The organism is Lacihabitans soyangensis (assembly GCF_024343775.1).
In the GTDB taxonomy this organism is placed as follows: Bacteria; Bacteroidota; Bacteroidia; order Cytophagales; family Spirosomataceae; genus Leadbetterella; species Leadbetterella soyangensis.
Genome location: NZ_RJUF01000174.1, coordinates 20,572 through 34,257, shown reverse-complemented (window position 1 = coordinate 34,257; position 13,686 = coordinate 20,572). Strand labels below are relative to the sequence as shown.

At 35.7% G+C, this 13,686-nt stretch carries 15 protein-coding genes; 7 read left to right on the top strand and 8 right to left on the bottom strand.

Annotation, left to right across the window (positions count from 1 at the left end):
- Window positions 1-97: 97 nt before the first annotated feature.
- Together EGI31_RS16280 and EGI31_RS16275 are read left to right on the top strand one after the other, a co-directional pair.
- A complete protein-coding gene (locus EGI31_RS16280) occupies window positions 98-592 on the top strand; it encodes a hypothetical protein (protein WP_255038211.1) in 495 nt (164 codons plus the stop codon).
- Window positions 593-598: 6 nt separating this feature from the next.
- Window positions 599-1,810 (top strand): BaiN/RdsA family NAD(P)/FAD-dependent oxidoreductase, encoded by a 1,212-nt coding sequence (locus tag EGI31_RS16275; protein ID WP_255038210.1) that lies wholly within the window; start codon window positions 599-601, stop codon window positions 1,808-1,810.
- On the opposite strand, the gene EGI31_RS16270 is transcribed toward EGI31_RS16275, so the two are convergent.
- Window positions 1,799-3,172, bottom strand: a complete 1,374-nt coding sequence (locus tag EGI31_RS16270) for a high affinity choline transporter 1 (protein ID WP_255038209.1) — start codon at window positions 3,170-3,172, stop codon at window positions 1,799-1,801. The genes EGI31_RS16275 and EGI31_RS16270 overlap by 12 nt on opposite strands.
- Window positions 3,173-3,253: 81 nt before the next feature.
- Here EGI31_RS16270 and EGI31_RS16265 point away from each other — a divergent pair, with 81 nt between their 5' ends.
- Entirely contained in the window at window positions 3,254-4,093 is an 840-nt protein-coding gene (locus EGI31_RS16265) for a tyrosine-type recombinase/integrase (RefSeq protein WP_255038208.1), read from the top strand.
- Here EGI31_RS16265 and pdxA read toward each other — a convergent pair.
- A complete protein-coding gene (gene pdxA, locus EGI31_RS16260) occupies window positions 4,090-5,169 on the bottom strand; it encodes a 4-hydroxythreonine-4-phosphate dehydrogenase PdxA (protein ID WP_255038207.1) in 1,080 nt (359 codons plus the stop codon). The two genes, EGI31_RS16265 and pdxA, sit on opposite strands and share 4 nt — an antisense overlap.
- Before the next feature lie 566 nt (window positions 5,170-5,735).
- Here pdxA and EGI31_RS16255 point away from each other — a divergent pair.
- Window positions 5,736-6,116 carry a hypothetical protein gene (locus EGI31_RS16255; protein ID WP_255038206.1) on the top strand — a complete coding sequence of 127 codons (381 nt, stop codon included), beginning with the start codon at window positions 5,736-5,738 and terminating at the stop codon, window positions 6,114-6,116.
- Between the two features lie 97 nt (window positions 6,117-6,213).
- Here EGI31_RS16255 and EGI31_RS16250 read toward each other — a convergent pair whose 3' ends face one another.
- From EGI31_RS16250 to EGI31_RS16225, 6 genes are all read right to left on the bottom strand, one after another.
- A complete protein-coding gene (locus tag EGI31_RS16250; RefSeq protein ID WP_255038205.1) occupies window positions 6,214-6,618 on the bottom strand; it encodes an OmpA family protein in 405 nt (134 codons plus the stop codon).
- A 93-nt stretch (window positions 6,619-6,711) separates the two neighbouring features.
- A complete protein-coding gene (locus EGI31_RS16245; RefSeq protein ID WP_255038204.1) occupies window positions 6,712-7,215 on the bottom strand; it encodes a 2'-5' RNA ligase family protein in 504 nt (167 codons plus the stop codon).
- A gap of 5 nt (window positions 7,216-7,220) precedes the next feature.
- Complete coding sequence (locus EGI31_RS16240; protein WP_255038203.1) at window positions 7,221-8,057, bottom strand: alpha/beta fold hydrolase; 837 nt, start codon at window positions 8,055-8,057, stop codon at window positions 7,221-7,223.
- 112 nt (window positions 8,058-8,169) lie between these two features.
- A complete protein-coding gene (locus EGI31_RS16235; protein ID WP_255038202.1) occupies window positions 8,170-9,876 on the bottom strand; it encodes a GMC oxidoreductase in 1,707 nt (568 codons plus the stop codon).
- Window positions 9,863-10,285 carry an rRNA maturation RNase YbeY gene (ybeY, locus tag EGI31_RS16230; protein WP_255038201.1) on the bottom strand — a complete coding sequence of 141 codons (423 nt, stop codon included), beginning with the start codon at window positions 10,283-10,285 and terminating at the stop codon, window positions 9,863-9,865. The genes EGI31_RS16235 and ybeY overlap by 14 nt, the downstream gene beginning before the upstream one ends.
- Window positions 10,282-10,863, bottom strand: coding sequence for a hypothetical protein (locus EGI31_RS16225; protein ID WP_255038200.1), 582 nt, complete (start codon window positions 10,861-10,863; stop codon window positions 10,282-10,284). Before EGI31_RS16225 ends, ybeY begins: the two co-directional genes overlap by 4 nt.
- A 67-nt stretch (window positions 10,864-10,930) precedes the next feature.
- Here EGI31_RS16225 and EGI31_RS16220 point away from each other — a divergent pair, with 67 nt between their 5' ends.
- The 3 genes from EGI31_RS16220 to EGI31_RS16210 are packed head-to-tail and all read left to right on the top strand — an operon-like array spanning window position 10,931 to window position 13,660.
- Entirely contained in the window at window positions 10,931-11,806 is an 876-nt protein-coding gene (locus tag EGI31_RS16220; RefSeq protein WP_255038199.1) for a Ppx/GppA phosphatase family protein, read from the top strand.
- Window position 11,807: 1 nt separating this feature from the next.
- Entirely contained in the window at window positions 11,808-13,202 is a 1,395-nt protein-coding gene (locus EGI31_RS16215) for a TlpA family protein disulfide reductase (RefSeq protein ID WP_255038198.1), read from the top strand.
- Window positions 13,199-13,660 carry a C40 family peptidase gene (locus tag EGI31_RS16210; protein ID WP_255038197.1) on the top strand — a complete coding sequence of 154 codons (462 nt, stop codon included), beginning with the start codon at window positions 13,199-13,201 and terminating at the stop codon, window positions 13,658-13,660. The genes EGI31_RS16215 and EGI31_RS16210 overlap by 4 nt, the downstream gene beginning before the upstream one ends.
- The last annotated feature ends 26 nt before the right edge of the window (window positions 13,661-13,686 follow it).

The window sequence follows — 13,686 nt, the reverse complement described above, 5'->3', positions numbered from 1 at the left end:
TCAGAAGATTTTCTCGAAAACAAGTTTCTCAGAAGGCTTTATTTTTGAAGAAAATTGCAATCGCCTGACAGATATTAAATTATAAAATGAACATCTCATGAAAAATACATTGATTCAATTATTATCAACATTTTTGGTTTCTTCTTGTGGTTTTATTGACCTTAATCCAAAATCAAGCACAGATTTGTCCACCGTAACAATTAAGTCTGGGCAGAGTTTTGGTTTTTGTATAGGTAAATGTCATGCTGAAATGACCATTAAAGGCCAAAATGTGGAGTTTTTAGTCAAAGAGCGTAATTTTGAAACAGGCGTATTGGAAAACAAGGAATACGCTTATAATGAAATTCTTACCAAAGAAAAATTAGACAAAATCGGTAATTTGATTGAAGTCGAGAAGTTTTTTAAGCTTGATGAGGTTTATGGTTGCCCAGACTGTGCTGATGGAGGTTCTGAATGGATAGAAATAACAACCGCCGATGACAAAACCAAGAAAGTGACATTTGAATATGGAAAAACCGTTCCTGAAATTGAAAATTTGATTAAATTGCTTCGCGAAGAAAGAGAAACTCTTCATACTAAGTACGTGAAGTAAATATTAATGCTTGAATTTGATTTTCTTGTAATAGGTGGTGGTGCAGCAGGCTATTTTGCGGCTATCAATGCAGCTCAGAATTTTCCCAATATAAAAGTTGCTATTTTAGAAAAAAACCGTGAGGTTTTGCAAAAAGTAAAAGTATCGGGAGGAGGGAGATGTAATGTAACAAATGCCATCACCGAGCCTATAGAGTTAATAAGAAATTATCCCCGAGGTCATGAGTTTTTGCTAGAACCATTCCAGAGGTTTGGATCTAAAGATGTTTTTACTTGGTTTGAAAAACGGGGAATTCGACTCAAAACAGAGAAAGATGGCAGGGTATTTCCAGAAAGTAATTCTTCTCAAACCATTATTGATTGCTTTTTGTATGAATCTAAGTCAATCAAGCTCTTTACTTCAGAAAGAGTGGAGAATATTGTTAAAAATGGAAGTTTTTGGGAGGTTTCCACCAATTCGGAGAAGACTTTTGTTGCAAAGAATCTGCTCATAGCCACAGGAAGCGACAAAAGAATTTGGGAGATTCTAACCCATTTGAATTTTAGAATAGCACCACAAGCTCCGTCGCTTTTTACCTTCAATATTAAAGACGAAAAACTTAACGATTTACAAGGAGTAAGTTTCCCAGCTTGCTCGGTCAAAATTCTTAATTCTACGTTTGAGCAGTCTGGTCCTTTACTCATTACACATTGGGGATTATCCGGTCCAGCCATTTTAAAGCTCTCGGCTTGGGCCGCTTTAGAACTGAAAGCCAAAGATTATGCTTTTAGGATTGACGTAAATTGGCTTCCTGAATTACAGAAAGACAAGGTTTTGAATGAATTCAGGCTAAATCTTGAAATAAACCCAAAGAGAAATGTTTTGGCTAATCCGATGTTTGGTCTTACGGCTAGATTTTGGAAATACATTTGTGAAAAAGCCGGAATATCTGAGCATCAAAAATGGGCCGAGACGGGCAAAAAGCATTTTCAGGCTTTAGCTGAAAATCTCCTTTCAGCAAAATACGAAGTCAATGGGAAAAGCACTTTTAAAGAAGAATTCGTCACTGCAGGAGGAATAGACCTTTCAGAAATAGACCCTGAAACTTTTGCCTCAAAAAAATATGAAAACTTGTTCTTTGCTGGGGAAATTTTAAACATAGATGCAGTTACAGGTGGATTTAACTTTCAAGCTGCTTGGACGGGTGGCTGGCATGTTGCCAAAGGTCTAAGCTTTTGACAACAGACTCCCCAAAACCATGGCCAGTAAGCTAGTCATAAATCCAAAAACCGCTGGAGGAACTCCCAAATCGATATTTAGTGCTATTAGCCAAGAAATTGTACCGAAAATCATAGATAAAATTGCACCTAATTTATTGGCATTTTTCCAATAAAGACCTGCAGCCAATGGCACAAAAAGTGCCACCAAACTCAAAGCAGATGCCTCGCCCACTAATTCATAAATGTTGGTTTTTACAAATGTCATCGAAACGGCGATGATGGTGATAACGATGGTAGAATACCGCATGATTTTTAACAAATCTTGATCTTTTAATGAATGGCCAAAATAGGGTTTTATAATGTTTTCGGCCACAACTGTTGCTGGTGCTAAAATAGCAGCACTGCAAGTACTTAAAATGGCTGAAATTAAAGCCCCAAAGAAGAGAATTTGTACAAAAAGATTAGAATGAGCTAATACTAATTGCGGAATAAACATTTGATTGTCAGCTTTTAATAGTTCTGGATGAGAAATAGAACCGAAAAGCACAACCGACAAAGGTAAGAATGCGACAGTTAGGTACATGAAGGCCGAAATTACCGAGCCTTTGACAGCTGAATTCTCTGACTTGGCAGATAATACTCTTTGAAACACATCTTGTTGTGGAATGGAACCCCAACCTATTGTTATCCACGCCGAAAAATATAAAAGCCATGAGTTGGTATTGTTTTCTTTAGGAATTATCCTGAAAAAATCTTTTGGAATGTTTGATTTTAAGACATCCAATCCGCCAGATTGTGTATAAAAAAAATAGCTTAGATAAATTAAACCGCCTATTATTATCATCGTTTGAATAGTATCTGTAATAGAAATTGACCACATACCTCCAATAAATGTGTAAAATAACACTATTGAAGCACACAGAAGTACTCCCAAAACAAAGGGCAGCCCAGAAATGGCTTGTAATATAATGGCTAGGGCAATTAACTGTGCAGCAATCCAACTGAAATAGGAGGGAATCATGAAAAAAGCAGAAATGACTTCTACTTTTTTGCCAAATCTCAAACCGAAGTAATCACTGAATGTATACAGTTTAAGTTTATAAAGAGGTCTTGCAAAGAATAAACCTATGAGCAATAGACATAAAGACGCTCCAAAAGGATCTTCAATGACGCCAATTAAACCATGGCTAAGAAACTCCGAACTCGCACCCATGACCGTCTCTGAACCAAACCATGTAGCAAACAATCCTGAGGCAACCACGAAGGTGGGCATTTTTCTACCGGCAAGGACATAATCCTGAGAATTCTTAACAAATTTGGAGGAATACCAACCAATTAAAATGGTGATAAACAGATATATTCCGATAAAAATTAATAACATGAAACGAAATAGCGAAGTTTTTAAGAAAAAAAATGTAAATTTGACATCAAAAGTAAAACATTATAAATATTCTCTTTACAAGTGACGCATTTAATTGAACGATTTACTGAGCATCTAAAAAAAGGAAAATATAATTCGGCCACAATCGCTGCTTATCGAAACGCCATTTTTGTTTTTTATAACCATTTCAGAGACTATCCTCAAAGCAAAATTACGGACGAACTTATCTCTAATTATCTTCTGGGATTATCAAATAATAAGAATTCTAAGCACGATGCTATACAGTCTGGTAAGGCCATCAAGCTTTTTTATGAGGTTATTTTCAGTAAAAAACTTAATCTTAAGTCTACTGGAAAAATAAAGGAAGATCAGGTGATTGATGTGCTATCACATGATGAATTGTTTCAATTATTTAATGCAGTGAAAAATATCAAACATAAACTTTTATTGATGTTTGTATATAATAATGGCTTGAAAGTCAATGAAATAATCAATCTTGAGGTAGAGGATGTTGATACCGAAAATAACACTATTACGATTAAGAACGAAAATGCCAAACGTACCAGAGTATTGAGGCTTTCGCCGAATCTCAACTGGCACATTGAAAAATATAAGCTGAAACACAATCCTAAAAAAATATTCTTCCCAGGTTCTGGAGGTGAAGGGTACTATTCGGCTCGTAACATTCAATTGTTTTTCCAAAAAGCCTTAACTGATGCTGGTCTGGACAAGCATGCAACATTGAACACTCTAAGGCATAGTTTTGCGGTGCATTCTTTGGAAATGGGAATGGACGTGCATATCCTACAGAAAATACTGGGTCACAGTAATATTCAAACTACCACGGTTTACAATCAATTTGTAAAAGTGAAAATGGAAACTCTCAGAAGTCCATTGGAAAATATAGATATTGTAGGTTAGTTTTTCTCTTTTCTGAGGCTATCGATATCTATTTTTTGGTGTTTTAGTGCATTAGATTCTAGCTCTATGTATTCCTTTCTTTTTTTGGAGATATCTACCGCCGCATAAATAGCGTGAAGCATAGAGTTAGCATCTGCTATGTTTTTGCCAGCAATATCAAAGCCGGTTCCATGATCTGGAGATGTTCGGATGCCCATTATACCTGCCGTAAAATTGACACCGGTATCAAAGGCTAACATTTTGAAAGGCGTAAGGCCTTGGTCGTGGTACATGGCCAAAATTCCATCGAATTTTTTGAAGTTTCCGGTAGCAAAGAATCCGTCCGTCGGGAATGGTCCCATCACCAAATTTCCTTGTTTCTTAAATTCCTCAATGACAGGGTTTATGATATTTATTTCTTCATCACCCAGAAGACCGTTTTCACCTGCATGCGGATTAAGCCCCAGAACAGCAATTTTAGGCTTTGAAATGCCAAAGTCAATCTTCAATGACTCTATCATTATTTTGAGTTTGGTTGTAATTAGCTCTTTTGAAAGAGTCTTTTTGACCAAATCAATCGGAATATGACCTGTCACAACACCTATTCTGATGTCTTCAGAGATCATGAACATCAAAACTTGCTTTTTTTCAAATTCTTTTGCCAAATATTCGGTATGACCTGGAAACTTAAAGGTTTCACTTTGAATGTTTTCTTTAGATATTGGTGCTGTTACCAGACCATCAATTTCTCCTTTTTTTAGATCCTCAGTGGCTCTCTTTAGGCATTCAAAAGCTAGCTGACCTGCTTTTGGGTCTAGTTTCCCTAATTGAATGTCGAAAAACTCACCTTTACCACAATTAATTAAGTTCGAGTTTCTTTGATTAGCCTGCTTTGGTTCGTTAATGGTCACATATTGCCATTGATGTAAATCCACAAATTGCTTGTATTTGGCAAGATGTTTACCTGAGCCATATATGATTGGGTTACATATTTTGTTTACTCTTTGTGTAGCAAGGGCTTTTAAAAGTACTTCTGGGCCTATGCCATTTATATCGCCGATTGTGATTCCTATTTTGGGCAAAAAATCGTTATCCATTTCTAAAGTTTCATCAGATTTAACGCAAAATTAGTAAATTTTCATGGCTGTTTTTTGTTTATTTTTCAAAAATGACAAGTGTGTCCAATTTGCATTCCAGAAATTCTGTTTAATGGTTGAATATTTGTAAAAAAAATATTTTCAATTTAAATTAAAATTGATTTCAAATTGAACTCCGCCATCGGATTCGGTCTAAGGGTAGCCTCAACCGAATATTCTGCTTGCATTTTTTCAACTTTCATTATTTTATACAAATAGATATTATACTCTCTCTCCAAAATTGAACATTCGTAAGTCTTAATATTGTGAATTGTATAGCACTTGAGTTCACATCAAGACAAATCTTTACTTCTTTTTTCCGAAAAAGGTAGTAAATACTATTAAAGTACTTAGGTCTGAATTTGGTAAGAAAGAAATTAAACCCAAGTCAAAATAATAAGCATAGAGAATAATTGCCGATTGGTAGATTAAAAGATGTATTTGGTAGAAAGTTGATTATCAGGCATTAAACCTCAAGCTGTTTCTAAGGTCAAAGAAGCAAATAATCAATTAAAAACAATTACATCATGAAAAAATTAGCAACATCATTCGTTATTATTTTAGGTTTAAGTTTTGCGGGATTCCAATCTTTTGCAGCAAATAATTTTGAAAAATCTAAAATTTCGGTATCAGAAAATCCTTGGGAAGTTTTTAAAGGAGTGATACATACTTACAAAAATTCAAATGTGGAGTTTATGTACAAATCAGAAGCAGAACAGCAGGTGTTTTTAGCTGCTGCTGATGAAATGAAAGAAAAGCTGTCAGAATATTCAGATTTTCATGCCGAGGAAAAAATCAAGAGAATCAATCAAGCTGTTACTATTTTTAAGTATCTGTGGGATACCAAGGAATTAATTCATGGCGAAAATATGGACAATGAGATAGTTGAAATTCCTGAAGTTAAATAAATGCCAAGGCTAATAGAAAGAAATCGAGATAGTGAACTGTCTCGGTTTTTTGTGTTTTGTTGTAGTTTCAAACCAATAAAACTGCTGATTTTTTTATTCAAAACACAATCGGTTTAAACTGAATATCGACTCGTCGGTTTCGAGCTCGGCCTTCCCATGTGTTATTGTCGTATGCGGGAGCATCAAACGCAAAGTCTTTAAATCTGATTTTTTCTTGTGGAATATCGAGCGTTTTTAGTAATTCTATTGCGGATTGGCTCCGCATTCTACTCAAATATTCATTGAATTCTCTTCCACCAATGGGATCGGTGTGGCTCATGATATTTATCTCGTAATACTCTAAATTTTTAATACTTTTTACCAAATCAGCCAATTGCTGGGCTTGATTTTGATCGATATGATATCTTCCGCCACCAAAATATATACTTTTAACGATCTCTTTCATTTCTTGCCCGAAAGAGGTACTGCAACTGAAAAACAGAATGGCGAGGATAGTTTTCATTTGTAAATCGTTTTATCAAATATAATATAATGGATTTATTTTTAACCTAAATATCTCTGATTTGTTTGATTTACAATGAATTATATCAAGTTATTATCTGTTTGAATTCAGGACAAACTCTTCTATGATCGACCATCTTTCACCGTTTAATTGTTGAATCAGGCTTATTTTTTGAAAAATCAGATATGTGGGCAGAGAAAAATCCTTGATTTCTTGAAATATCTTGTCTGTACATGTGGAATTCCTCGGATGCATTAAAGTCAAGTGAGGCTCATGTTCTCTTGGGTAATCAATTATTCCCTTCAGAATACTTTTTCTCAATGTATGAAACGATTCAACTTCATCCGAAACTGGCAAATAAACTCCTTTTCCATCAGAAAACCTTAACGGACTACCAAACTGAAGTTTGAGCGGCTTAAATTTTAAGTTTTGAAGGTTAATTTTTAGTTGATTCAAGTCTAAAAGTTCGTCTTCTCTGCATAATGTGATATGACTGTCAATCAGCTTATGTTGTAGAGGATTGTATTTTTTTCGTATTTCCTCAATATCAGTAGATTGATTTTTGTCTGTGAACAAGGTCAGTTGAAAGCGTTGCATAATATCTAATTCACAATTTCTTGTTTGAGCAATTCAGCATGAGACCTGCTGATTCTATGGCCTGCTTCTGGTATAAAAATATACTTTTTGGTCGAATCCATTCCAATTTTTCGCTTTGCATACTCGAAATTTTCAGGAGTTACAACCCAATCTTTTCCACCATACATCACTACAGTCGGGATTTTAATTTTCTCCCAAATAGGCTCTATTCGCCTTAGTTCTTTGATATGGTCATATTTTTCATCAGTAGCGGTCACGAATCTGTTAGGTATGAACCATCGCAGAACAGGCCATTTTCCGTATTTCGAAAACTTAAAAAACTTCTCCGCTTCCGGATCAATTGCGGGAGCCATCATGATGAGTTTTTCGTATTTTTCAGGATTTTGTGCCACCATATATGCCCCTATGGGTGCTCCATAACTTCTGCTGACAATGATTGGTTTCTGACCCGACTTATTGAGTTCTAAAGTTTTTTCGAGAAGCTCAGCTTGCTTTTCAATGCTTACTTTTTTGTGTTTTTTCTTGAAATAAGAAAATCCATATCCAGGTCTATCGGGTGCCAAAAGGTGGTATTTTGAGTGAAAGCTTATATCATCCAGCTGCTTTCTAAAACCTTCCCAACGACCCGGAGCACCATGAATAAACAAGATGGGTTGTAGCGTATCTACTCCGAAAGTGGCTGTATATAACTTATAATCAAGTCCTTTCTGTATTTTGTAATTCGGCTTAAAGGACAGAGTGTCGTAATGTTGCCTGATTTCTTTTTCAGTAACAATATATTTTTTGAAACATGAACTTAGAAATATTGATAATACTACGAACCCGATAAGATTTTTACCCATTTTTATCCCAATCAATTTATTAAAAAACGGTTTTATGCGGAATAAGTTTGTTTAAAGACTACTAATTATTGTAAAGGATAGAGTCACATGAGGTTTTGGGTGTGTGAAAGAATCATAAATCCTGCCTTTTTAAAGCATCCATCGCATAATTTGCCGCCCGAGCTGTCAAAGCCATAAAAGTAAGTGACGGATTTTGGTTGCCTATCGAAGTCATAGCCGCACCGTCTGTCACGAATACATTTTTACAGGCATGAACTTGATTCCATTCGTTCAAAATCGACTGTTTTGGGTCTTTTCCCATTCTTGCACCGCCCATTTCATGAATATCCAATCCTGGATTTTGCTTACTATCGAACATGTTGACGTTTTTGCAACCAGCCAAATTCAGCATTTCTTCAGCAGTAGTCATAAAATCCTTGGTCATTTTAAGGTCATTTTCATGATAATCAATATCTATAGCTAGTTGTGGAATGCCACAAGCATCTTTTTTATCAGAAAGTTTTACATAATTACTTTCTCTAGGAATTGATTCGCCTTGCATCTGAATATAAATGCCCCAAGGCCCTGGTTTGGTTTTATTCTCTTTGAATTTGGCTCCAAAATCCTCCTCAGTGAGCATTCCTTGACCTCTACTAGCCGAAAAAGCCACCATGTAACCTCTTTGAAAATCCATTTCTTGTTTATGAAGATTACGGAAGTTGGGCATGAATGCGGTAGTCGGCCTTCTGCCAAAATAATATTGATTTTCAAAACCTTCGTAGGTGGCGGAACCTTGACCACGGTATTGGTGGAAAGCAATATATTTTCCCAAAACTCCTGAATCATTGCCCAAACCATTCGGAAATCGATTTGATACTGAGTTTAAAAGAACCAAATTAGAATTTAAACAAGCGGCATTTAAGAAAATGATTTTTGCTTTAAAAATATGCTCCTCTTTGGTTTGGGAATCAATAACTTTTACACCTGAAGCCTTTTGTGTTTTTTCATCATAAATAATCGAATCAACCACAGAATCAGGCCTTAGTGTTAAATTTCCTGTTTTGGCAGCCCATGGAAGTGTAGATGAATTGGAAGAAAAATAACCACCATAAGGACAACCTCTGTAACACAAATGTCTTGCTTGGCATTTACCGCGACCTTGGTCGAGGTGGATTTGATTTGGCTCTGTTAAGTGAGCACACCTACCAATAATAACCTGTCGATCCTTATATTTTTGTTCAATTCTCTCTTTAATGTGCTTTTCTACACAATTTAGTTCCCAAGGTTTCAGGAATTCACCATCCGGCAAAGTTGGAATTCCGTCTTTGTTGCCACTAATACCCGCAAAACGCTCCACGTGGCTGTACCAAGGAGCCAAATCTTTGTATCGGATAGGCCAATCTATAGCAAAACCATCTCTCGCAGGGCCTTCAAATTCTGCATCGGACATTCTTTGGGTTTGTCTCGCCCATATTAAGGATTTTCCCCCCACTTGGTAGCCACGAATCCAGTCAAATGGTTTTTCTTGGACGTATGGATGTTCATCGTCTTTTACAAAAAAATGCTGAGTGGCCTCATCGTATGCGTAGCATTTATTCACGATTGGGTTTTTATCCTTCTCTAAAAACGTTTCTCGACCTCTATGTGGCAAATCCCATGGATTGGCCATGGCTGTTGGATAATCTGAAACGTGCTTTACATCTCTTCCCCTCTCAAGAACAAGTGTTTTCAAGCCTTTTTCGCAAAGCTCTTTTGCAGCCCAACCGCCGGATATACCTGAGCCAATCACTATGGCATCGTAGGTAATAGATTTATCTAAATCAATGTTAAAATTCGCCATACTTAGTTACATATTTATCCTCCATTTCACGCATGAGCTTTACATCTGCTGGCTTTTTGTCGAGAAATCCACAAAGGTGAAGTACGCCATGAGCCATTACTCTTGTGAGTTCAGACTCAAAATCTACTTTGAATTTCTTCGCATTTTCGGCAATTCTTTCAACACTCACGAAGATATCGCCTTCAATCATGCTTTCATCTTCTGAATTATCAAAAGTAATAATATCGGTGTAAGTATCATGGTTAAGATACTCCAAGTTGATTTTATGAAGGCCTTCGTCGTTTAAAAATATGTAATTTAACTCACCCAATTTGAAGCCCTGTTCTTTTACTAGGTCTTTCAACCAAGATTTTTTCTTACGTATATCGAGCACTTTGAAACCCTCAGTTTCAACATTAAAATTTATCATACAAAAAGTTTAAAAACATACAAATACAAACCGCCGATAAGTATACCAGTGATGAAACCCAGAACCACCTCAATGGTTTTGTGTCTAGACAAGGCCAAGCGAGACCAAGCATTCAAAAAACCGAACAAAAATAAAACTATACTGATTTGGGGATTGATAGGATAAAATAAAAAAGAAAACAAAAAATTATAGCTGGTATGCATAGAAATCTTTATTCGTTGATTTATAAAATAGCTACTCAACGAATGCAGAAGAAAGGTGGTAACTAATAGCTTACCTTTAATGTCAAAATTGAATGCATAAAATATTACATTTAGTATCAAAAATACAGTTATGAGCACCTTGTAAACTCCTTTTCGCTTGTTTCTGTCAGAGACGTCATAATCGGCGAATTTCTTCTTTCTAACATTATAACCTACATAAACAGCAATCGGAATAACCACCGAAAGCATAAAAACCAATGGTAAATTCCTTTGGGCTGGATTATCCTTTTCCAAATAAAATAGATAAAAACCAAAAAATAAGGCCAAGGAGAGGGGATTGCCAACCGTAGAAATAATCTTTGCGAGTGTCTTCAATATTTGCTTTGAGGTAATGTATTCCAAAAATATACATATTTTTGCAATTGAAATAAAAAAGTTTTAAATGAAGATAGCCGCCATTGATATTGGTTCCAACGCAGCCCGAATGCAAATTTCCTCGGTTTTGAACGACGAAGGGAAAATTTCATTTAAGAAAATAGAATATGTAAGATTTGCACTCAGACTTGGCCACGACGTTTTTTCATCTGGTAAAATACACTACGAGAGCGAGGCAAGAATCAAAAAACTCTTGACCGTTTATAAATTACTGATGGAATTGCATGAGGTGGATGCTTATCTCATTTGTGCAACTTCGGCCCTTAGAGAAGCAGAAAATGGCCTAAATATCTGCGAAAGGGTAAAACTCGAACTTGGTATGACCATCAACTTGATTTCTGGTGAAAAGGAGGCCGAGATGATCAATAATGTCATTGTCCATGAGTTGGAAGACAATAAAACTTATTTGCACATTGACGTTGGTGGTGGTAGTACCGAGCTTAATCTTTACAACGGAAAAGTAAAAGAGACTTCTCAATCTTTCAAAATTGGTTCTGTACGACTTATGGAAGGGAAGGTCAACAAAGATGTTTGGAAAAAAATGCACGCATGGATTCAAGAAAACGTGCATAATCGTACAGATGTGATTGCAATTGGAACAGGAGGCAATATTTCGAAGTTGTTTGAGTTTTTAGAGAAAGACGAAAATGGCCTGGCAGACATAAAAAGGCTTGAGGAAGCTCGAGAATATTTGAGTCAGTTTAGTATAGAAGAAAAGATAAACAAACTCAAAATGAATCCTGACAGGGCAGATGTCATAGAATATGCCAGTGAAATTTATTTTTCTGCTATGAAATGGGCTAAATCAACCAAAATGTTTGTGCCAGATTTGGGATTAAAAGACGGAATTATGCTGGAAGTGTACCAGAATCTAAAATCATAAAATGAAGAAAAAAGGTTTTATCTTCTTTACTATTCTCTCTTTATTGGCCTCTTTAGGCGTTTCTGGACAAACTTTCTTTAAGTTCTCAGGAAACATTAAGAATTTTAGTGAACCCAAAATATCATTAACTATTTATAGAAATTGGGTAGAAAATCCACTTGAGTTGGAGCTTAAAGTTGACAAAAAAGGTAGTTTTTATTCCGAGATCGCATTGGAGGACATAGCCTATTGTGACCTGAACATTGGTGATGAAGGTTATTTTCTATGGAAAATTGAGCCGAACGACGATATTACTTTAAGTTCTGATTATCAAGATTTTGAAAACACCTTAAAACTCACTGGAAAAGGTTCTGAAAAATGGCTTTATCTCTTGGAACAAAAGAAAAAGTTTGAACTGGAGAAAGACTGGGATTATGAATTAGAAAAACTCAAGAAAATTTCGAGAAAAGGGTACTTTGACCTGACCAAATATCTCTATGACGAACAAATTGCTTTGCTTACCACATATAGAGGTAAAGTTTCAGAGGATTTTTATTCACTACAAAGGGCCGATTTATACGGAAAATACAGTTTTCTAGAACTTGGTTTTTTGAATTATCACAAAAACTTCACTGAGGCTGAATTTCAAAGATTCCAATTAAAGACTTTTCAAGCCAAAACGCAGACCAAATCCTACGAGTTTGGGTATTTTGTAGAGACTCTGCTGGAAAACCATAACAAAATCGGCCAAAAGTACAATCAGTCTATCATGTTAGAGTATGAATCTATTAAAAGCTATTTTGTAGAAAAAGATTTAGTAGAGAAACAATTAATGGAGAGGATTTTAGCCAACAAAATATTGAACTATTTGGATAATTTTGGTGCGAGTGAAGAAACCAAACTCCTGGTGGCGTCCTACAAAGAATTTTCTAAAAATGCCACTTACACCAATTTCTTGATAGAAAAGTTAGGCAAATTTGAAAACTTGAAAATTGGAAAAGAGGCGAAGTCATTTATTCTACCCGATGAGAAAGGAAATTTAATTTCGCTTAAGGACTTCCGCGGCAAAAACGTAATGCTGGGCTTTTATGCATCTTGGTGTGGCCCATGTGTGGAAGATTTCCAAAATCTCAAAATAGTTGAAAACTACTTTAGAGAGCAGAATAATCTGGTTTTGGTATTTATCAACATGGAAAACAAGGATGACTTTAGGACTTTTTTGGAAAAGAACAAACCCTTAGGAAAACATCTCAATGGTTTTGAAAACCAAGAACTTAGAAAAGATTATTTTACAGATAAATTACCAAATTACATCTTGATTGACAAAACTGGCACAATTATTTCTGATAAGGTAGAAGAACCCTCTGGTGATGAGGGTCGTGCCTTAATTCAGCAAATAGAACGCCTTGTGAAATGAAAAAACTGCTTTATGTATTGGTTCTTTCTGTTTTTTTTGCCTCATGCAGAAAATCAACAACTCATTCTAGCAATCACATCAACAAGATACTGGTTAATAAATGCCAAAATTACCTCGGAACGCCATACAAATTTGGGGGCACTACAAAAGAGGGAATGGACTGCTCAGGACTCATTTTTACTGCTTTTAAAGAAATAGGAGAAGAAAGTCCTCGGGTTTCTTACAAACAAGCAGAGTTTTTTGAAGAAATCAAAGAAGACGAAATAAAAATAGGCGATCTGGTTTATTTTAAGGTCAATAGTGGCAGAATAAACCATACAGGCATTATCTCAAGAATTGAAAACCGTGAGGAAATTTATTTTCTACATGCCTCAACCTCGGCTGGTGTTAGAGAGGACAATTTGCTTTCTAAATATTGGAAGTCTAAATTTGTAAAGGTTACTAGACCACAGATTTGATTTTTACGTTATTATTGAAAGTCTCT

What these genes read in the sequence shown, in the direction of transcription:
- EGI31_RS16270 (WP_255038209.1), bottom strand. Translation starts at nt 3,172, where the DNA reads ATGTTATTAATTTTTATCGGAATATATCTGTTTATCACCATTTTAATT.
- EGI31_RS16275 (WP_255038210.1), top strand. Translation starts at nt 599, where the DNA reads ATGCTTGAATTTGATTTTCTTGTAATAGGTGGTGGTGCAGCAGGCTAT.
- EGI31_RS16240 (WP_255038203.1), bottom strand. Translation starts at nt 8,057, where the DNA reads ATGGGTAAAAATCTTATCGGGTTCGTAGTATTATCAATATTTCTAAGT.
- EGI31_RS16210 (WP_255038197.1), top strand. Translation starts at nt 13,199, where the DNA reads ATGAAAAAACTGCTTTATGTATTGGTTCTTTCTGTTTTTTTTGCCTCA.
- EGI31_RS16250 (WP_255038205.1), bottom strand. Translation starts at nt 6,618, where the DNA reads ATGAAAACTATCCTCGCCATTCTGTTTTTCAGTTGCAGTACCTCTTTC.
- EGI31_RS16215 (WP_255038198.1), top strand. Translation starts at nt 11,808, where the DNA reads ATGAAGAAAAAAGGTTTTATCTTCTTTACTATTCTCTCTTTATTGGCC.
- EGI31_RS16280 (WP_255038211.1), top strand. Translation starts at nt 98, where the DNA reads ATGAAAAATACATTGATTCAATTATTATCAACATTTTTGGTTTCTTCT.
- ybeY (WP_255038201.1), bottom strand. Translation starts at nt 10,285, where the DNA reads ATGATAAATTTTAATGTTGAAACTGAGGGTTTCAAAGTGCTCGATATA.
- EGI31_RS16220 (WP_255038199.1), top strand. Translation starts at nt 10,931, where the DNA reads ATGAAGATAGCCGCCATTGATATTGGTTCCAACGCAGCCCGAATGCAA.
- EGI31_RS16255 (WP_255038206.1), top strand. Translation starts at nt 5,736, where the DNA reads ATGAAAAAATTAGCAACATCATTCGTTATTATTTTAGGTTTAAGTTTT.
- EGI31_RS16245 (WP_255038204.1), bottom strand. Translation starts at nt 7,215, where the DNA reads ATGCAACGCTTTCAACTGACCTTGTTCACAGACAAAAATCAATCTACT.
- EGI31_RS16235 (WP_255038202.1), bottom strand. Translation starts at nt 9,876, where the DNA reads ATGGCGAATTTTAACATTGATTTAGATAAATCTATTACCTACGATGCC.
- pdxA (WP_255038207.1), bottom strand. Translation starts at nt 5,169, where the DNA reads ATGGATAACGATTTTTTGCCCAAAATAGGAATCACAATCGGCGATATA.